This is a genomic window from Frigoribacterium sp. PvP121 (assembly GCF_017833115.1).
Classification (GTDB): Bacteria; Actinomycetota; Actinomycetes; order Actinomycetales; family Microbacteriaceae; genus Frigoribacterium; species Frigoribacterium endophyticum.
Genome location: NZ_JAFIBR010000001.1, coordinates 93355 through 112306 on the forward strand (window position 1 = coordinate 93355; position 18952 = coordinate 112306).

Sequence of the window (18952 nt, forward strand, 5' to 3'; positions counted from 1 at the left end):
TGGATGAGGAGTCCCCGAACGTGTCAGGAGTGCACCCATGACGAACGACAACAGCACCTACAAGGTCGAGAAGACCGACGAAGAATGGCGCCGCGAGCTCACCCCGGAGGAGTACTCGGTGCTCCGCCAGGCCGCGACGGAGCGCCCGTGGACGGGCGAGCTGCTCGACGAGGAGCGCGCCGGCACCTACGCCTGTGCCGCCTGCGGCGCCGAGCTCTTCAAGAGTGGCACCAAGTTCGACAGCGGCTGCGGCTGGCCGAGCTTCTACGAGTCCGTCCGGCCCGACGCCGTCGACCTGATCGAGGACTCCAGCCTCGGCATGGTCCGCACCGAGGTCCGCTGCGCGAACTGCGGCTCGCACCTCGGCCACGTCTTCCCCGACGGCTTCGGCACCCCGACCGGCGACCGCTACTGCATGAACTCGATCTCGCTGTCGTTCACCGAGGGCGACGCCGCCTCGACGGACTCGAAGTGACCGGCGTCGCCGACGCTGCCCGTCGGCGACGGTCACGGTCGAAGGTCACCGACGAGGCCCCGACGCGCGAGCAGCTGCTCAGCTACGTCGAGGCCGCGTCGACGGTGGCCGACCACTCCGGCCTGCACCCGTGGCGGCTCGTCGAGCTGCGCGGCGAGGACCGCCGCGTGATCGGCCGGTCGCTGTCGGCGGCGACCGGGGCCGACGAGAAGTCGACCCGCAAGGCGGAGGAGAAGTCGCTCCGCGCGCCGCTCGTCATCGCGGTGGTGTCGTCGCCGGTGGAGAGCCGGAAGGTGCCCGAGTGGGAGCAGGAGTCTGTCGCCTCGGGCGTCGCGCACCTGCTGTCGCTCGTGCTCGACGACGAGGGCTGGGGCGTGATCTGGAAGACCGGGTCGGAGACCCGTCACCCGGTCGTGCAGGCCGCCCACGGCCTCACGGGCGACGAGAAGCTCCTGGGATGGCTGTACGTCGGGGGCCACGGCGAGCGCGAGGCCAAGCCGCGCCGCCTGCTCGACCCGGCCGACTTCGTCAGGCCGCTGACCGCGGACTGACGGCGGCCGCTACCAGGTGCGGCGGCTGTTGCCCAGGACGGTCATCGGGATGCCGAACGACGCCGTCATCAGCACGATGCCGGCGAAGAAGACGAGCGCGTTGGGCTCGCCCGAGCCGAACGAGTAGGCGAAGAGCGCGAAGCTCACGAAGAGCAGCACGATCGATCCGATCGCGGTCAGGATGTTGGTCATGGTGGCTCCTCGTCGTCACGGGCGGTGGCGCGCGGCCGACGCCGCCCGTCTACTTCACCACGTCGCCGTCGCCCGCGCCAATCCTCGCCCGGGCCTCGGCGGCACGCCCCGCGACGGGCGCCGTGGTCGGTAGGATGGCGGAGCCCGCCGCCTTGGCGCAGTCCGGTAGCGCAGTGCTCTTGTAAAGCGAAGGTCGTCGGTTCGAATCCGACAGGCGGCTCCACCGGCCCCGTGCCCGCCTCCCCGGCGGCACGGGGCCTCTCCCGTCCCCGGCGCTGAGCCTCCCGACGCGCCGTCTCCGCGGCGACCGGGGTACACCGATGCCGACAGACCCCGTCGCGCACCCCCGCGCGAGGGCGACCCGAGCTGGGGCTGACGGCCGCCGGCGGCACGGAGCACGCTGGGAGCACGCCAGGGACCCGACCTCCCCGGCGTGAGCTCCTCCCCGGCCCGTCGTCGCGATCAACTCCTCCGAGCCCCGCGGCGCAGGCCACCCGCTCGACGCGCACCCGCTTGCCCTTCCCACACGCCACGGAAGGGTCCACCACGCCATGAACACCCGTCACCACCGCCGGGGCATCCCGGTCGTCGCCGCCGTCACGGCCGGCCTCGTCGTCGCCACCGGCCTCGTCGCGGCGAGCACGGCCAGCGCATCGGCCGCCACCACGACCCTCGACGCGGCCGCCGCCTCCACCACCCTCGTCACCGGCGACCTGCCCGGCTGGAAGCAGGTGCTGAAGGACGACTTCAGCACGCCGCTCGCCGCCGGTTCCTTCCCCGGGCCGTACGCGTCGCAGTGGATGACGTACGACGGGTTCCCCGACACCTGGAAGATCGGCGCCTACGACGCCGACACCCTCTCGGTCAGCGGCGGGCTGCTCGACATGCACCTGCACACGGGCGCCGACGGGGTGCCGCGCTCGGCCGCGCCCATCCCGCTGGTGAACGGGCAGTGGGGCGGCCAGACCTACGGGCGCTACTCCGTGCGCATGCGCGCCGACGCCCTCCCCGGCTACGGCACCGCCTTCCTGCTCTGGGACGACGAGAACGTGTGGGCCAACGGCGAGATCAACTTCCCCGAGGGCGGTCTCGAGGGCACGACGCACGCCTACAACCACCAGCTCGGCACCCCGTGGAACAACGACCTCGTGCACGACACGGGCGTCTCGTACCAGGCCTGGCACACGTACACGATCGACTGGACCCCCGGGCGCATCAGCTACCTGCTCGACGGCGTCACGGTCGCGACGACCACGACGAACGTCCCCCGCACGCCGATGCACTGGGTGCTGCAGACGGCCACCGACGGCACGAAGCCGGCGGCGTCGGTCGACGGCCACCTGCAGATCGACTGGGTGTCGCAGTACTCCTACGCACCGTCGACCGCGACCAGCGCGCCGGTGACCGCGCCGGCACCGACACCGGCACCGGCACCGGCACCGAAGCCCACGCCCACGCCCACGCCCACTCCCGCGCCCACCCCGACTCCCGCGCCCGCCCCGAAGCCGACCCCCGCTCCGGCGCCGGCCCCCAAGGCCCTGACGACCACGACCCCGACGGTCAGGGGCGACGTCAAGGTGGGCTCCACCCTGCGGGCGAGCGCCGACGGCTGGACCCCGGGCACGGCGGTCACCTGGTCGTGGCGGGTCGACGGCACCCCGGTGCCCGGCGCGACCGGCAGCACGTTCAGCGTCAGGGCGGGCGACGTCGATCGTCGCGTCACCGTCGTGGCGACGGGGTCGGCGGCCGGCTACACCACCGCCTCCCGCACCTCCGCGTCGCTGCTGGTGCTCCCGACGACGTACTTCAGCTGCGGCGCCCTGAACTCCGAGCACCCGGCCGGCGTCGCGAAGAGCACCAGTTCCCGCGACCAGGTGGGCACGCGGACCCTCGCCCAGCCCGCCGGCACGACCGTCTCGGCGACCGTCTACGCCGCGAACTCGAGGCTCGACGTCGACCGCGACGGCCTGGTCTGCGAGCGACGCTGACCGGCGCCCGCCCCGGGCGCTAGCCCTCGAGCTCGCGCAGCAGGGCCGGGAGGCCCCGCAGCAGGGCGTCCCGCTCGTCGCCGTCGAGGCCCGCGATCATCGCGGCCTCGGCGGCGACCTGCACGTCCAGGGCCTCGGCGAGCCGTCGGCGCCCCGGCTCCGTCGGCACGACCAGCCAGCCGCGGCCGTCGGCCGGGTTGGCCTCCCGCGCCACGAGGCCGGCGTCGAGCAGCACGCGGAGGCGCTTGGTGACGGCGGGCGCCGACAGCAGCGTCTCGTCGGCCAGGGCCGTCGGGGTCAGGGGCGCGTCGTGGCGCACGAGGGCGGCGAGCACGTCGAAGTCGGCCCGCCCGAGCCCGAGCTCGCGCAGCAGCTCGTCGCTGCGTCGCTGGATCAGGCGGCCCAGGCGCGTCACGCGGCCGACGACGAGCAGCGGCGACACGTCGAGGTCGGGCCGGAGGCGCCGCCAGCGGTCGTGGACGCGCTCGATCGCGTCGGGACCGGTGGCGGGGTCGGCGGGGCTCACGCGTCGAGGGTAGCGGTGGTTCACGGGTAAACTACCGACAACCATCTATTTCACCCGTGAAGCAGTTCGACGACGAACGCCCACCGTCGTCGAGAGGACACCCGTGGCACCGTCCCGCCCCGAACCCGCCGCCAGCTCGTCCGCCTCCGCTCCGACCGCCTCCTCCGCCGAGGCCCGGCCGACCGTGCTCCCCCGCCCTCGCGACTTCGTCCGCCTCGGCCCGCACGACGGCGCCCACGTGCCGGCGGCGCGGGTCGCCGTCAGCGTCGTGCTCCCGCTCGTCGTGCTCGCGGCCACGGGCCACCTCGCCTGGGCGCCCTACGCCGTGTTCGGCGCCTTCGCGTCGGCCTTCGGCCGCGGGCTGCCCGTGGGCCCGCGGCTGCGGATGCAGCTCGAGGCCGGGGCCGTCCTCGTCGCCTGCGTGGTGCTCGGCGCCGCGCTCTCGACGAGCGGGGCCGACGTCGTGCTCGTCGTGGTCGTCATCGCGGCGGTCGCGGGCGTCGGGTCGCTGATCGCCGACGTGCGGCGGTGGGCTCCCCCGGGGCCCCTCTTCCCCGTCTTCGGGCTCGGCGTGTGCGCGTTCCTGCCCGCCGCCTCCTCGTCCGTGGGCGTCGCCGCGGTGGTCGCCCCGGCGAGCCTGCTCGTGGCCCTCGTGGCGTCGGCGGCCGTGCTGCTGCTGCCCTCCGGGCGGCGGCGCGACCGGGCCGCCCGCGCCCGCACGGCCGCGCCCGCCCCGGCCCTCGACCGCCGTCGGGCGCTGCTGCACGCCGCGGTCTGCCTCGTCGGCAGCCTCGTGGCGGGCCTCGTGAGCGTCGGGTTGGGCTTCGAGAACCCGTACTGGGCGATGGTGTCGGCGGTCGTGCCGGTGGTCGGCCGGGCCACGTCGACCCAGCTCGTGCGGGCCGGCCACCGGCTCGTCGGCACGCTGCTCGGCGTAGGCGTCGCGGCCGCGCTGCTCGCGCTCCGCCCCGGGGAGGTCGGCCTGATCGTCGCCTTCGGCGTGCTGCAGTTCGCCGCGGAGCTCGTCGTCGCCCGCAACTACGGGCTGACCCTGCTGTTCATCACGCCGATGGCCCTCGGCATGCGGGCCCTGGCCGGGCCGGTCGACATCGCGCCGCTGGTGGTCTGGCGGGCGGTCGACACCGGCGTGGGCGTCGGCGTGGCGGTGCTGCTGCTGCTGGCGACGCACCGGCTGCGGCGGGCCGCCCTGCCGCCGGCGGCTGCGCCGGTCGGGGCGACGACGGCGGGGACGGCTGCTCCCGGCCCGGCGTCGAGTCGGGCGAGCTAGCCCTGGCGGACAGCCTCGCGGCGGCCGTCACGGCCCCACCAGACGAGGTCGGCGACGCCCTGGGCGATCAGCGCCACGGCGACCACCATGACGATCACGGTGGTGCCCGGTGTCTCCCGGTCGCTCGTGAGGGTCAGCACCTGCACGACCAGGCCGAGCAGCCCGACCGCGATCTCGAGCGCGGGCGGCAGCACCGACCCCGTCTTGGTCAGGGTGAACCAGGGTCGGCGCAGCTCGCTCATGCCGACGACCGTAGTCGACCCGACGGGCAGCAGAGCCCCTAAGGCGCGGGCCGGGTCGGCCCCGTAGCCTGGCCCCGTGAGACGGAAGACTGTCGAGATCGACCCCGACGTGCCGAACTGGCTGCTGACGAAGCAGGGCGGCCTGGTGCGCCCCGTCGTCACGATCGTCTGCGCGCTGCTCGTCGCGGCGAGCATCGTCGCCGCCCTGGCCGTCGGCGGTGGATCGGTGACCGTCGTCACGGTCGTCGTGCTGCTCGCCGTCGCCGGGGCCGTGGTGTGGGCGGTCGCCGACCTCGTGTGGTGGTCGCGCGACGACCGGCGCCGGGTCGTGAAGCTGCCCCGGGGTCCGCACGCCTGATCGACCCGGGCCGGCGCGGCTCAGCTCGGCTCGGCTCGGCTCGGCTCGGGCGAGGGCGCTCGACCGGGCCCGCCGTGGGGCGGTCCGGCATCGCTGATCCACTCCGGAGCGGAGGAGCACCATGTCACCGGCACGACTCGCGTCCGGCTGTTCCACTCCAGAGTGGAGGAGCGTTCTCGGCGACCACTTCTGCTCCGCCCGTCCGCCGAGCACCGGAGCGCAGACGTCGGCAGGGCCCGCGGGACGCGCCGTCGCGGTCGGCAGACCCACGCCTCCCGTGCCCCGTCCATGCCCTGATCGGCATGTCTGTGCCCCGGCAACCTGGCAACCGCCCAGCGACGACAGCCGTAAAGTAGGCGGGATGCACCCTCGCCGTGCACCCGACGCCCCGGCACCCGACAGCCCCTCGCTCGCTCGTGCCCGGACGACGGTCGGACGAGACGCGCGCGGTCGCGACACAGAACCAGCAACGAGCAGACCCAGCACGACCCAGACACAGCACGCCCAGACACAGCCAGCCCAGGCACAACTCGACAGGGAGCCCCGTTGACCGGAGACGCCACGAGCGGCAACGCCACGACCCGCCACAGCAACGTCGCCCTGCTCGCCGTCACGAGCACCATGGCCGACCGGGTCACGACCTCCGCGAGCATCGACGAGAAGCTCCGCCCCGTGCTGAAGCGCCTGAAGCTGCCCACGGGCCTGCTGCAGCGCGTCGCCGGCGTCCACGAGCGCCGCAACTGGGGCGCCGACCAGAGCTTCGACGACGCCGCCGTCGACGCGGGCAAGCGCGCCATGGCCGAGGCGGGCATCCGGCCCGACCAGGTGGGCCTCCTGATCAACACCTCCGTCACGCGCCCGCACCTCGAGCCCTCCGTCGCCGTGCGCCTGCACCACGGCCTCGGCCTGCCGTCGTCGGCCACCAACTTCGACATCGCGAACGCCTGCCTCGGCTTCGTCAACGGCATGACCCTCGCCGCGCAGCTGATCGACGCCGGCCAGATCGAGTACGCCGTGATCATCGACGGCGAGGACGCCGACGACGTCCAGGTCAACACGATCGAGCGCCTGCTCACCAAGGGCTACGGTCGCGACGACTTCATGAGCGAGTTCGCGAGCCTCACCCTGGGCTCCGGCGCTGCGGCCGCCGTGCTCGGCCGGGCCGACCGCCACCCCGAGGGCCACCGCATCGTCGGCGGCGTCACGCGCGCCGCGACCGAGAACTACGACCTCTGCGTCGGCAGCGTCGACGGCATGTTCACCGACGCGAAGGCCCTGCTCAAGCGCGGCATGGAGCTCGTCGTGAGCGCCTGGCGCGAGGCGAAGCGCGACTGGGAGTGGCAGGGGATGGACCGCTACATCATGCACCAGGTCAGCGACGTGCACACGGGCGCCTTCGTGAAGGCCGCGGGCATCGACCGCGGGCGCGTGCCGCTCACGTACCCGACCCTCGGGAACGTGGGCCCCGCCTCCATCCCCATCACCCTCGTCGAGGAGTCCAAGACCCTCTCGAAGGGCGACCGTGTGCTGCTGATGGGCGTGGGCTCGGGCATCAACACGGCGATGATGGAACTCGCCTGGTGAGTCGCCTCCCCCGCGCCGCCCGGGCGACGTCGCCCGCGACGCTGCCGCCCGCGGGGCTCGACGGGCTCGACCCGGCGTGGTCCCGTCTCGTGACGGTGCCCGCGGGCACCGCAGGCACCGGGGGCGAGGGCCGTGCCGGAGGCGCGGAGCCGGTCGACCGCACCTGGCACCTGCTCGACACGGCCGGCTCGCTCGAGGCGCTCGGCGTCGAGCCGGTCGGCACCGTGCTGTGCGTGCACGGCAACCCGACCTGGTCGTACCTCTGGCGCCGCCTCGCCGCCCGCACGCTCGCGACCGCGGCCGCCGGCGGCGCCGCCTGGCGCGTCGTCGCCGTCGACCAGCTCGACATGGGCTTCTCCGAGCGCACCGGGGTCGAGCGCGGGCTGCCGCAGCGCGTCGCCGACCTCTCGGCGCTCACCGATCACCTCGGCCTCGCCGGGCCAGTCGTCACGCTCGGCCACGACTGGGGCGGCGTCGTCTCGATGGGCTGGGCCGTCGACCACCCCGAGCTGCTCTCGGGCCTGATGCTGCTCAACACCGCGATCCACCAGCCCGCCGACGAGCCGATCCCGGCCCCGCTGCGGCTGACGCTCGCCCGGGGCGTGCTGGGGCGGGCGACCGTCGCCACGACCGGGTTCCTCGACGTGACGCTCGCGATCGCGCACCCGCGCCTCCCCCCGGAGGTCGCCGCGAGCTACCGCGCGCCCTACCGCGGCGCCGAGCGGCGCGGCGGGATCGGCGGCTTCGTCGCCGACATCCCCGTCGACCAGCGCCACCCGAGCCGGCTGGAGCTCGACCGGATCGCCGACGCCCTGACCCGCCTCGACGTGCCCGCGCTGATGCTCTGGGGCCCGCGCGACCCGATCTTCGGCGACCGCTACCTCGACGACCTCGTCGACCGCCTGCCGCACGCCGACGTGCACCGCTACGAGGGCGCCGGGCACCTCGTCGCCGAGGACGTGGACTACGCGGCCGCCGTCGAGACCTGGCTGGGCGACCGCATCCCGGGCGCCGCCGCCGCTCGTCCGGCCGGCGCCGCTCGTCCGGCCGCGGCCGCTCGTCCGGCCGCCGCCCCGCGGGACCCGCAGGAGGCGCCTCCCGCCCGGCAGGACCGCCCGCTCTGGCACCACCTCGACACGCTCGCCGAGAGCGACGACACCGCCCTGATCGAGATGGTGCCGCACGGCGGCGCCCGCGCCTCCGGCCCCCGTCGGGTGAGCTGGCGACTGCTGAGCCGTCGCGTCACCGAGATCGCCCTCGGGCTGCGGAAGCACGGCGTCCGCCCGGGCGACCGGGTGTCGCTGCTCGTGCAGCCCGGCGCCGACCTCACCGCCGTGCTCTACGCCTGCGTGCGCCTCGGCGCGGTCGTCGTCGTCGCCGACGCGGGCCTCGGCGTGACGGGGCTGACGCGGGCCGTGCGCGGCTCGTGGCCCGACCACGTCATCGGCCAGCTGCCCGGCCTCACCGCGGCGCGTGCGCTCGGCTGGCCCGGCCGGGTCGTCTCGACCCAGCGGCTGTCGCCGGCGGTCGCGGCCGCCCTCGGCGTCGAGACGTCGCTGCCCGAGATCGCCGCGCTGGGCCGTCGTGCCGGGCGGGCCCTCGCCGAGCTGCCGGAGGCCCCCGCGGCCGACGCGCCCGCGGCGATCCTGTTCACCTCGGGCTCGACCGGGCCCGCCAAGGGCGTCGTCTACACGCACGGCCAGCTGACCGCGCTGCGCGACGCCCTCGCCGACCAGTACGGCGTCGGCCCGGGCACCGGGCTCGTCGCCGGGTTCGCGCCGTTCGCGCTGCTCGGCCCGGCCCTCGGCGCGACGAGCGTGACGCCCGACATGGACGTCACCTCGCCCCGCACCCTGACGGCCCGCGCCGTCGCCGCGGCGGCGGCCGCGGTCGACGCCACCGTGGTCTTCCTCTCCCCCGCCGCCCTCACGAACGTCGTCGCGACGGCCGACGAGCTCGACGCCCGCGACCGCGCCGCCCTGGCCGGGGTCGAGACCTTCCTCTCGGCGGGCGCGCCCGTCTCCGAGCGCCTGCTCGCGGCCGCCGGCGAGCTCATGCCGGGGGCGACGCCGCACACGCCGTACGGCATGACCGAGGGTCTGCTGATGACCGACGTCACGCTCGACGGCGTGCGCGCGGCCGCGGCCGACCCCGCCGCGAACGGCGTGTGCGTCGGCGTGCCGGCGGCGACCACCCGCGTGCTGATCGCTCCCCTCGACGAGCGGGGGCGCGCCTCCGACACGCCCTCCGACGCCCCCGGCGTCACGGGCGAGATCGTCGTCTCGGCGCCGCACCTCAAGCGCGGCTACGACCGCCTGTGGCTCACCGACCGCGCGAGCGTGCGCGGGGTGCCCGGGGCCGCCGAGGGCGCGCCCGAGCGCTGGCACCGCACCGGCGACGTCGGGCACCTCGACGACCGGGGCCGCCTCTGGGTCGAGGGCCGGCTGCCGCACGTGCTCACCACCGCGTCCGGGCCGCTGACGCCCGTCGCCGCGGAGCAGGCGGTGGAGGCGCTGGTCGCCGTCGCCCGCGCCGCCGTCGTGGGCGTGGGGCCCGCGGGCACGCAGCAGGTCGTCGTGGTCGTCGAGTCCTCCGCCCGCTCGCGCCGCCCGGGGCTGGCCGCCGCGCCGCTCGCCGCCGCCGTGCGGGAGGCCGTGCACGCCGCCGTCGGGCACCGCGTCGCGGCCGTGCTGGTCGTGCCCGACCTGCCGACCGACGTGCGCCACAACAGCAAGATCGACCGCGCCCGGCTCGCGGCCTGGGCCGGCTCGGTGCTCTCGGGCGGACGCATGGTGCGCCCGTGAGGCCGACGGCGTCGGGCTCGCGCCCGGGCTCGGGCTCACGCTCTCGCGACGCTGCACGGGCGGGTTCGATCGCCTCGGGCGTCGACGCACGACCGTCGGCGTCGCACACGCCCGCCGTCACGGCCGCCCGTGCGGGGGCGACGCCGTGAGGGTGCTCGTCACCGGGGCGAGCGGGCTGCTCGGCGGTGCCGTCGCGCGTGCCGTGGCCGCCGCCGGGCACGAGGTCACCACGTTCCAGCGCCGGCCCTCGGGCGTGCCCGGAGCCCGCGACGTCGCCGGCTCGATGACCGACCCGGCCGCCGTCGCCGCCGCGGTCGAGGGGCAGGAGGCGGTGGTCCACCTGGCCGCGAAGGTCTCGTTGGCGGGCGCCCCCGCCGAGTTCGAGGCCGTCAACGTGCACGGCACGAGGTCGCTGACGGAGGCGATGCGCGCCTCCCACGTGCCCCGCCTGGTGTTCGTGTCGTCGCCGTCGGTCGCGCACGGCGGAGCCTCGATCGTCGGCGACGACGCGGAGCCCGCCTCGCCCGAGCACGCCCGTGGCCACTACGCCCGGACCAAGGCCGCGGCCGAGCGGCTCGCCCTCGCCGCCGCCGGCCCCGACCTGTGCGTCGTCGCCGTGCGCCCGCACCTCGTCTGGGGCCCCGGCGACACGCAGCTCGTCGAGCGCATCGTCGACCGCGCCCGCTCGGGCCGCCTGCCGCTGCTCGACCACGGCGCGGCGCTGATCGACTCGACCTACGTCGACAACGCCGCCTCCGGCATCGCCGCCGCGCTCGAGCGAGTCGACGCCGTGTCGGGCAGCGCCTACGTGCTGACGAACGGCGAGCCGCGCACGGTCTACGACCTGATGGGCGGCATCTGCGCCGCGGCCGGGGTGCCGGCACCGCGCCTCCGCGTCCCGGCCGGGGTGGCCCGGGCCGCAGGGTCGCTGGTCGAGCGCGCCTGGGCCGTGCGCCCGGGCAGCGACGAGCCGCCGATGACGAGGTTCCTCGCCGAGCAGCTGTCGACCGCGCACTGGTTCGATCAGCGCCGCACGCAGCACGACCTGCGCTGGGCGCCGGCCGTCGACCTCGACGAGGGCCTGCGCCGGCTCGCGGCCTGGTACGCCGCGGGGTCGCCCGCCATCTGACCGACGAGGTGCCCTGATCTGGGCCGTGAGCTGTGCCCAGGGCCCAGATCGGGGCACCTCGGTGCGAGCTAGATCACGCCCTCGCTCCACGCGTCGGGGTTGCCGAAGCGGTGCGCCGTGATCGACACGGCCTGCTCGCGGAGGAACGGCAGCAGCTCGAGCCGGCCCGACGGCGTCACCGGGGCCGCGAACACCGCGACGGCGGGGTCGCCGCCCAGCGCGGAGGCGAGCGCCGAGGAGGCGCCCCCCGCGTCGGCCGCCCCGGTCACGAGGCGCACGCGCTCGGTCTGCACCGCGCCCGCCCGCACCCGGTCGTGCCAGGTCGCGTCGTCCTCGACGACGAGCGAGCCCGCCGCGAGGCCGAGGGCCGGGGCCAGCCCGGCGGGCAGGCCGACCGACGTCGACACGGTGAGCGGCGACCCGGCGCGGAGCCCGGCGAGCAGCACCCGCACGGCGTCGGCGGGCGAGGCCCCCTCGGCGACGCGCACGGTCACCGGCAGGGCGCGGTAGCGCAGCAGGTCGCGCTCGAGGCCCAGGGCGCTCACGTCGCGGGCGACGCCGAACTCGTCGGCCCAGTGCTGCTCGTCGGAGGCGGCCGCCGCGGCCACCGCCGCCCGCTGCGAGGGGTCGGCGAGCAGGGGCGCCGCGGCCGAGAGGGCGGCGGAGACGGCCTGGCCGGGCCGCGCCTCCTGGGGGCCGGTCAGCTCGCCGGGCGTCCACGACCCGAGGTGCACGAGGTAGTTGGGCCCGCCGGCCTTGGCCCCGGCGCCGACCGACGACTTCTTCCAGCCGCCGAACGGCTGGCGGCGCACGATCGCCCCGGTGATGCCGCGGTTGACGTAGAGGTTGCCGGCGTCGACCCGGTCGAGCCAGGTGCCGAGCTCGGCGGCGTCGAGGGTGTGCAGGCCGGCCGTGAGGCCGTAGTCGGTCGCGTTCTGCAGCTCGATCGCCTCGTCGAGGGTCTCGGCCGTCATCACGCCGAGCACGGGCCCGAAGTACTCGGTGAGGTGGAACTCGCTGCCGGGGCGGACGCCGGCGCGGATGCCGGGCGTCCAGAGCCGGCCGGCGTCGTCGAGCTGCCGCGGCTCGACGAGCCACGACTCCCCCGCGCCGAGCGTCGTGAGGCCACCGAGCAGCTTGCCCGCGGCGGGCTCCACGATCGGGCCCATCTGCGTCGTGGGGTCGGTCGGGTAGCCGACGCGCATCGTCGAGGCCGCGTCGACGAGCTGACGGCGGAACCGCTCCGAGCTGCCGACCGACCCGACGAGGATCACCAGGCTCGCCGCCGAGCACTTCTGCCCCGCGTGGCCGAAGGCCGACTTGATGACGTCGCCCGCGGCGAGGTCGAGGTCGGCGCTCGGCGTGACGATGATGGCGTTCTTGCCGCTGGTCTCCGCGAGCAGCGGGAGGTCGTCGCGCCACGAGCGGAACAGGGCGGCGGTCTCGAAGGCCCCGGTCAGGACGACGCGGTCGACCGACGGGTGCGCGACGAGGTGCCGGCCGAGCTCGCCCTCCTCGACGTCGACGAGCCGCAGCACGTCGCGGGGCACGCCGGCCTCCCAGAGGGCCTCGACCATGACGGCGCCGCAGCGCTTCGCCTGGCCGGCCGGCTTGATGACGACGCTGCTGCCCGCGGCGAGCGCCGACAGCACCGAGCCGGCCGGGATCGCGACGGGGAAGTTCCACGGCGGGGTGACCACCGTGAGGCGCGCGGGCACGAACTGGGCGCCGTCGACCTCGTCGAGCTGCTCGGCGAGGTGGGCGTACCAGGTGGCGAAGTCGACGGCCTCGCTGACCTCGACGTCGCCCTCCGCGATCGTCTTGCCGGTCTCGCTCGCGGCGACCTCGATCAGGTCGGCGCGGTGGGCGCGGAGCGACGCGGCCGCACGGCGCAGCACCTCGGCGCGGCCGCGGCCGCCGAGCGCGGCCCAACCGGGCGCGGCGGCGACGGCGCCCGCGACGACCTCGTCCACCGTCGCGGCGTCCGTGACGCGGGCCGCCTCGATCGCGGCGGTGCCGAGCGTGCTGGTGCGGGCCCGGCCGAGGATCTCGCGGCCCCACGCCCGGTTCGCGGCGAGCGCGGGGTCGGTGTCGGGCTCGTTCTCGAAGGGGGCCGAGGCCGTGGCGACCCGTTCCGGGGAGGCGCCCCGCGCCTCCTCGAGGCGGCTCTGGACCCGGTGGGGCGCGGGCACGACGTCGTCGACCTCGGCGAGCGAGGCGAGGAACCGGCCCTCCTCCCGGGCGAACAGGGCCTCGTTCGAGGCGAGCTCGAAGACGGCCGACATGAAGTTCTCGCTCGACGCGTTCTCCTCCAGCCGTCGGATCAGGTAGCTGATCGCGACGTCGAACTCGCGGGGGTGCACGACGGGCGTGTAGAGCAGCAGCCCGCCGACGTCGGCCTTGACGAGCTCGGCCTGGCCCTCGGCCATGCCGAGCAGCATCTCGAACTCGACGCGTTCGTGCACGCCGCGCGCCGTCGCGAGCAGGTGCGCGAAGGCGATGTCGAAGAGGTTGTGGCCGGCGACGCCGACCTTCACGGCGCGCGTGCGCTCGGGCGTGAGCGCCCAGGCGAGCACTCGCTTGTAGTTCGTGTCGCTCTGCTGCTTCGTGCCGTAGGTCGCGAGCGGCCACTCGTGCAGGGTCGCGTCGACGGTCTCCATCGCGAGGTTGGCGCCCTTCACGACGCGCACCTTGATCGCGGCGCCGCCGGCGTCGACGCGGGCCGTGGCCCACTCGGTGAGGTGCTGCAGGGCGCCGAGCGCGTCGGGCAGGTAGGTCTGCAGCACGATGCCGGCCTCGAGCCCGCGCAGCCGCGGCTGGTCGAGGAGGCGCGTGAAGACCGCGATGGTCAGGTCGAGGTCGCGGTACTCCTCCATGTCGAGGTTGATGAACTTCGGCCGGGCGGAGCGGGCGGCGAGCTCGTAGAGCGGGGTGAGCTTCTCGACGACGCGCTCGACGGTCTCGTCGAACGCCCACATCGAGAGCTGGCTGACGATCGATGACACCTTGATCGAGACGTAGTCGACGTCGTCGCGGGCGAGCAGCGCGCGCGTGCCGGCCAGGCGGTGCTCGGCCTCGCCGTCGCCGAGCACGGCCTCGCCGAGCAGGTTGAGGTTCAGGCGGGTGCCCTCGCGCTTGATGCCCGCGATCGCGGCGCCGAGCTTCGCCGGGCGGGCGTCGGCGACGAGGTGGCCCACCATGCCGCGCAGCACGCGGCGGGCGACCGGCACGACCACGCCGGGCAGCACCGGGGCGAGCACGCCGCCGCACCGTACGGCGAGGCGCATGTACCAGGGCAGGAAGGCCGGCACGCGGTGCGCGAGGCCGGCGAGGTTGCGGGCGGCGACGCTGAGGTCCTCCGGGCGGACGACCCGGTCGACGAAGCCGATGGTGAACGCGAGGCCCGACTCGTCCTTGAGCACCTGCGCGAGAAGCTGGGCCGAGCCGGTGACGGGGGCGTGCGACGCCTCCTGCGCCCAGCGGCGGGCGAGGGCGACGGAGGCGGCGCCCAGGTCGGCGGGGAGCGTCGGCGACCCAGCGGGGGCGCTGCCCGCCGCGGGGGCGGCGCTGCCGGCCGCGGGGCTCGTCGTCGAGGGAGCGGAGGACGGCCCGGCCGTCTGGTCGAGGGAGGTCATGCGAGAACGGTACGACCAGAACTTGCCACCTGGCAAGGTTCGTCACGAGACCGTAACGTGGGGCGGCGACGAGCCGTCCACAGCCGACGGATCATCACTGGCGCCCGGCCCCGCGGGCTGATATTTTGCTGCCCAGCACGGGACCGCACCGAGGTGTTCGGTGACCGGCCCGGCGACCGGCGGAGGCCACCATGGCGATGATCGAGGCGCGGGGCCTGACGAAGACGTACCGCTCGAAGTCCGGGCCGGTGCACGCGCTCACCGGGCTCGACCTCGTCGTGCCCGAGGGCACGGTGAAGGCGCTGCTCGGCCCCAACGGCGCGGGCAAGACCACGACGGTGAAGATGCTCACCACCCTCGAGGTGCCCGACGCGGGCACGGCGACGATCGCGGGCATCGACGTCGTCGCCGACCCGCAGGCCACCCGCCGCACGATCGGCGTCTCGGGCCAGTACGCGGCGGTCGACGAGAACCTCACCGGCTTCGAGAACCTCGACATGATCGGCCGGCTCTACCACCTGGGCGCGAAGGTGTCGCGGCAGCGGGCCCGTGAGCTGATCGAGGTCTTCGACCTGAGCGCCGCCGGCGACCGCCCGGTCAAGGGGTTCTCCGGCGGCATGCGACGCCGCATCGACCTCGCCGGCGCCCTGGTCACCAACCCCCGCGTGCTCTTCCTCGACGAGCCGACGACGGGCCTCGACCCCCGCAGCCGCCTCGCCCTGTGGGAGATCATCACGTCGCTGGTCGAGGGCGGCACCACGGTGCTGCTGACCACCCAGTACCTGGAGGAGGCCGACCGCCTCGCCGACGACATCGCCGTCATCGACGAGGGCCGCGTCATCGCGGAGGGCACGGCCGACCACCTCAAGGCGCAGGTCGGCGGGCACCGGCTCGTCGTCGCGCTGGTCGACGAGGCCCGCTCCGGCCAGGCCGTCGAGGTGCTGCGGCGCCACGGCGACGCCGAGCCCACGGTCAGCAGCGACGGGCGACAGGTCGAGGTGGCCGTGACCGACGGCCCCACCGCGCTGCAGCGGTCGCTGGCCGACCTGGGCGCGGCGGGCATCGAGCTGCACGACGCCGGCATGCGGCGCCCCACGCTCGACGACGTCTTCCTGCAGCTGACCGGGCGGAAGGCCGTGGCCGACGACGACTCCCCCGACGACGCCGGCGCCCCGACCGGTCGGAAGGGCCGCTCGGCCCGGGAGAAGGAGGCCCGCCGATGACCGCCACGGCCCTCACCCAGACCCTCGTGCCGTCGTCGAGCGCCGGGCTCGGCACCTGGGCGTCCGACGGCTGGACGGTGACGAAGCGCAACCTGATCAAGGTGAAGCGCTCGCCCGACATGCTGATCTTCGCCGTGCTGCAGCCGATCATGTTCGTGCTGCTGTTCAGCCAGGTCTACGGCGGCGCCATCTCCGTCGAGGGCACCGACTACACGCAGTTCCTCATGGCGGGCATCTTCGCCCAGACCGTGGTCTTCGGCTCGACCTTCTCCGGCGCCGCCATGGCGCAGGACTTGAAGGAGGGCATCATCGACCGCTTCCGCACCCTGCCGATGAGCGCCTCCGCCGTCCTCATCGGGCGCACGAACAGCGACCTCGTGCTCAACAGCATCTCGATGGTGATCATGATGCTGACCGGGCTGGCCGTCGGCTGGCGGGTGAACGCCTCGCCGATGTCGTTCGTCGGCGGGGTGGCCCTGCTGCTGCTCTTCAGCTACTCGTTCAGCTGGGTGATGGCCCTGCTCGGCATGAGCGTGAAGACGCCGGAGACGATCAACAACGCGTCGTTCATGATCCTCTTCCCGCTCACGTTCATCTCGAACGCGTTCGTGCCGAGCGACACCCTGCCGACGGTGCTCCGCGTCTTCGCGGAGTGGAACCCCGTCTCGGCCCTCGTGCAGGCCGCGCGGCAGTCGTTCGGCAACGTCGGCAGCACCCCGGTGCCCGACATCTGGACGCTGCAGCACCCCTACCTCACGGTGCTCGTCGGCATCGGCGTGATGCTGGTCGTCTTCGTGCCGCTCGCGGTGCGGAAGTTCCAGCGGATCAGCTCGAAGTAGGGCTCAGGGCCGGGCAGGAGTCGCGGGCCGGGCGAGCGCGTCGCCCCCGTCGCGGTCGGCGACCTCGGCCCGCACGGCGGCGTCGAGCTCGTCGGTCGGCACGGTGAGCACGGTCGCCACGACCAGCCTCATCGTCTCGGCGACGTGCACCTCGTCGCGGCGGTACAGCCACTGCAGCTGCAGGCCGTCCTGCACGGCGAGGACGACGCGGGCCGCGGTCTCGGCGGTGAAGCCGTCGCGCAGCCAGCCCCGACGCTCGGCGACGCCGAGGTAGGCCGACGTCGACGACACGATGCGGTCGTAGTGGTCGGCGTAGTAGTCGTGGGCGGGGTGGTCGCTCGACGTGGCCTCGGCCGAGGCCGTGATGAAGAGGGAGATGACCGCGGGCACGTCGACGTTGTACTCGGCCAGCTCGACGAGCTCGGCGAGGCGCATGCCGCCGACGTCGTCGAAGTGCTGGCGCAGCCGCTCGTCGCGGCGGCGCAGCACCGCCATCAGCAGGGCGTCCTTCGTCGGGAAGTAGTGCATCAGCGACTGGTGCGAGACCCCGCACTGCCGGGCGACCTCGCGGAGCGACGCTCCGTGGAACCCCACCTTGCCGAACACCGGCAGGGCGGCGTCGAGGATCGCCTCCCGCTTGGCGATGCCCTTGCGGTAGCGGCCCGGCGTGCGGGCGACGGGGTCGTCGGTCTCGGCGCTCATCGCGCCCAGCCTAGGTCGGGCGCCCGCGGGGCGACGGCGTGTGACGTCGCGGGCGGGGTGAGCTCGCGGCCGCCGCGCGTAGAGTGCGCCGGGTGAGATGGTCGCTGCTGCGCATCCCGGCGTTCCGCGCCCTGTGGGTCGGGCGGCTGCTGTCGTGGGTCGGCAGCGGGCTCGCGCCCCTCGCCCTCGTCTTCGCGGCGATCGACCTGGGCGCCGACGCGGTGGGCGTCGGCCTCGTCGTCGCCGCCCGCTCCGTGCCGAACGTCGTGCTCGTCCTCGTGGGAGGCGCGGTGTCCGACCGCCTGCCCCGTCGCGTCGTGACCGTCGGCTCGTCGGTGCTCTCCGCGGCGTCGCTCACCGTGGCCGGCGTGCTCCTCCTCGCCGACCGCGAGACCATGGTCACGCTCGCCGTCGCCGCGGCGGTCAACGGAGCCGCCGCCGCGTTCTTCGGCCCCGCGACGAGCGCGCTGCTCCGCGACGTCGTGCCCGACGAGGCCGTGCGCGACGGGACGGTGCTGGCGCGCACGAGCATGAACGCCGGCCTCGTCGTCGGCACGGCCCTCGGCGGCGCCGTCGTCGGGGTGTTCGGCACGGGCACGGGGCTGATCGTCGGGGCCGTGCTGTTCGGGGCGGCGGCCGTCGTGTTCGTGCGCGTCCCCGGCGGGCCGTCCCGCGCCTCCGGCGGGGCCTCGCTGCTGCGCGACCTCGCCGCCGGCGTCGCGTTCGTCTCCCGCTCGCGCTGGCTCACCGCGACCGTCGTGCTGACGTTCGTCTACCAGTTCGCGTTCGCCGGCGGGGTGCACGTGCTCGGCCCGCTGATCGCCGACCAGTCGTTCGGGCGCGTCGCCTGGGGGTTCGCGGGCGCGGTGCAGACGGCCGGGCTCGTGGTCGGCGCCGTCTGGGCGGGGTCGCTGCGGGGGCGGCTGCGCCTGGCCACCGCGGCGCTCGGGGCCGTCGCGCTCGTCGCGCCGCTGATGCTGCTCGCGGGCACGCTGGTCGACCTGCCCTACGTGCTCGACCCGCCCCTGATCGACCCGCTGCACTGGTTCTTCTGGCTCTGCGTCGGGCTGTTCGTCGCGAGCGTGGGCCTCGAGGTCTTCACCGTGCCGCTCGACGTGGCCGTGCAGCTGCAGGTGCCGCGCTCGTACCTGGGGCGCGTCTTCGCCTGCCTGACGCTCGCCTCGCTCGCCGGGATGCCCGCGGGCGAGCTCGCCGTGGGGCCGCTGTCTCGGGTGATCGGCGAGCCGCTGACCCTCACCGCCCTCGCCGGGCTCGTCACGGTCGTCGCCCTCGCCGTGGCCGCGACGCCGCGGGTGCGTCGGGTCGACGCGCCGCACGTGCCGGCGGGCCGCTCGGGCCGGGCCGACCACGCGGGCCCCGCGGACGCGACGGGGGCGGCCCGACCCTGAGGTCGGG

16 protein-coding genes and 1 tRNA gene are annotated in these 18952 nt (G+C 75.2%); 12 read left to right on the forward strand and 5 right to left on the reverse strand.

Annotated elements, in window-relative coordinates; all coding sequences use genetic code 11:
• The first annotated feature begins 37 nt into the window (after positions 1-37).
• The gene (gene msrB / locus JOE43_RS00395) at positions 38-475 is read left to right on the forward strand and encodes a peptide-methionine (R)-S-oxide reductase MsrB (RefSeq protein ID WP_056056991.1); all 438 of its coding nucleotides are present in this window, start codon (positions 38-40) and stop codon (positions 473-475) included.
• Entirely contained in the window at positions 472-1026 is a 555-nt protein-coding gene (locus JOE43_RS00400; RefSeq protein WP_209513803.1) for a nitroreductase family protein, read from the forward strand. Before msrB ends, JOE43_RS00400 begins: the two co-directional genes overlap by 4 nt.
• A gap of 9 nt (positions 1027-1035) precedes the next feature.
• Here JOE43_RS00400 and JOE43_RS00405 read toward each other — a convergent pair whose 3' ends face one another.
• A complete protein-coding gene (locus tag JOE43_RS00405) occupies positions 1036-1218 on the reverse strand; it encodes a hypothetical protein (protein ID WP_056056995.1) in 183 nt (60 codons plus the stop codon).
• A 146-nt stretch (positions 1219-1364) separates the two neighbouring features.
• Between JOE43_RS00405 and JOE43_RS00410 the strand changes: the two genes are divergently transcribed.
• Together JOE43_RS00410 and JOE43_RS00415 are read left to right on the forward strand one after the other, a co-directional pair.
• Positions 1365-1441 (forward strand) — tRNA-Thr (locus tag JOE43_RS00410).
• A 328-nt stretch (positions 1442-1769) separates the two neighbouring features.
• Positions 1770-3206 carry a family 16 glycosylhydrolase gene (locus JOE43_RS00415; RefSeq protein WP_209513805.1) on the forward strand — a complete coding sequence of 479 codons (1437 nt, stop codon included), beginning with the start codon at positions 1770-1772 and terminating at the stop codon, positions 3204-3206.
• Positions 3207-3225: 19 nt separating this feature from the next.
• On the opposite strand, the gene JOE43_RS00420 is transcribed toward JOE43_RS00415, so the two are convergent.
• Positions 3226-3732 (reverse strand): MarR family winged helix-turn-helix transcriptional regulator, encoded by a 507-nt coding sequence (locus JOE43_RS00420; protein ID WP_209513812.1) that lies wholly within the window; start codon positions 3730-3732, stop codon positions 3226-3228.
• A 103-nt stretch (positions 3733-3835) separates the two neighbouring features.
• On the opposite strand from JOE43_RS00420, the gene JOE43_RS15790 reads away from it, so the two are divergent.
• Positions 3836-5020 (forward strand): FUSC family protein, encoded by a 1185-nt coding sequence (locus tag JOE43_RS15790; RefSeq protein ID WP_209513814.1) that lies wholly within the window; start codon positions 3836-3838, stop codon positions 5018-5020.
• On the opposite strand, the gene JOE43_RS00430 is transcribed toward JOE43_RS15790, so the two are convergent.
• Complete coding sequence (locus tag JOE43_RS00430; RefSeq protein WP_209513815.1) at positions 5017-5262, reverse strand: hypothetical protein; 246 nt, start codon at positions 5260-5262, stop codon at positions 5017-5019. The two genes, JOE43_RS15790 and JOE43_RS00430, sit on opposite strands and share 4 nt — an antisense overlap.
• A gap of 76 nt (positions 5263-5338) precedes the next feature.
• On the opposite strand from JOE43_RS00430, the gene JOE43_RS00435 reads away from it, so the two are divergent.
• The 4 genes from JOE43_RS00435 to JOE43_RS00450 all read left to right on the forward strand — a co-directional run bounded on the left by JOE43_RS00435 (position 5339) and on the right by JOE43_RS00450 (position 11137).
• The gene (locus JOE43_RS00435) at positions 5339-5620 is read left to right on the forward strand and encodes a hypothetical protein (protein ID WP_209513817.1); all 282 of its coding nucleotides are present in this window, start codon (positions 5339-5341) and stop codon (positions 5618-5620) included.
• Positions 5621-6241: 621 nt separating this feature from the next.
• Positions 6242-7204: a 3-oxoacyl-ACP synthase III gene (locus tag JOE43_RS00440; RefSeq protein WP_156370250.1), complete on the forward strand. Its 963-nt coding sequence runs from the start codon at positions 6242-6244 to the stop codon at positions 7202-7204.
• Positions 7201-10008, forward strand: coding sequence for an alpha/beta fold hydrolase (locus JOE43_RS00445; RefSeq protein WP_307803177.1), 2808 nt, complete (start codon positions 7201-7203; stop codon positions 10006-10008). Before JOE43_RS00440 ends, JOE43_RS00445 begins: the two co-directional genes overlap by 4 nt.
• A gap of 145 nt (positions 10009-10153) precedes the next feature.
• On the forward strand, positions 10154-11137 hold the full coding sequence (locus JOE43_RS00450) for an NAD-dependent epimerase/dehydratase family protein (RefSeq protein WP_209513819.1): 984 nt from the start codon (positions 10154-10156) through the stop codon (positions 11135-11137).
• A gap of 68 nt (positions 11138-11205) precedes the next feature.
• Here the strand turns inward: JOE43_RS00450 and JOE43_RS00455 are convergent, their stop codons facing one another.
• A complete protein-coding gene (locus JOE43_RS00455; protein ID WP_209513821.1) occupies positions 11206-14772 on the reverse strand; it encodes a proline dehydrogenase family protein in 3567 nt (1188 codons plus the stop codon).
• Between the two features lie 191 nt (positions 14773-14963).
• Here JOE43_RS00455 and JOE43_RS00460 point away from each other — a divergent pair, with 191 nt between their 5' ends.
• A complete protein-coding gene (locus JOE43_RS00460; protein ID WP_209513823.1) occupies positions 14964-15995 on the forward strand; it encodes an ATP-binding cassette domain-containing protein in 1032 nt (343 codons plus the stop codon).
• A complete protein-coding gene (locus JOE43_RS00465) occupies positions 15992-16834 on the forward strand; it encodes an ABC transporter permease (protein ID WP_209513825.1) in 843 nt (280 codons plus the stop codon). The genes JOE43_RS00460 and JOE43_RS00465 overlap by 4 nt, the downstream gene beginning before the upstream one ends.
• A 3-nt stretch (positions 16835-16837) precedes the next feature.
• On the opposite strand, the gene JOE43_RS00470 is transcribed toward JOE43_RS00465, so the two are convergent.
• Positions 16838-17536 (reverse strand): TetR/AcrR family transcriptional regulator, encoded by a 699-nt coding sequence (locus JOE43_RS00470; RefSeq protein WP_209513827.1) that lies wholly within the window; start codon positions 17534-17536, stop codon positions 16838-16840.
• Positions 17537-17628: 92 nt separating this feature from the next.
• Here JOE43_RS00470 and JOE43_RS00475 point away from each other — a divergent pair, with 92 nt between their 5' ends.
• Positions 17629-18945: an MFS transporter gene (locus JOE43_RS00475; protein WP_209513835.1), complete on the forward strand. Its 1317-nt coding sequence runs from the start codon at positions 17629-17631 to the stop codon at positions 18943-18945.
• Positions 18946-18952: the final 7 nt, after the last annotated feature.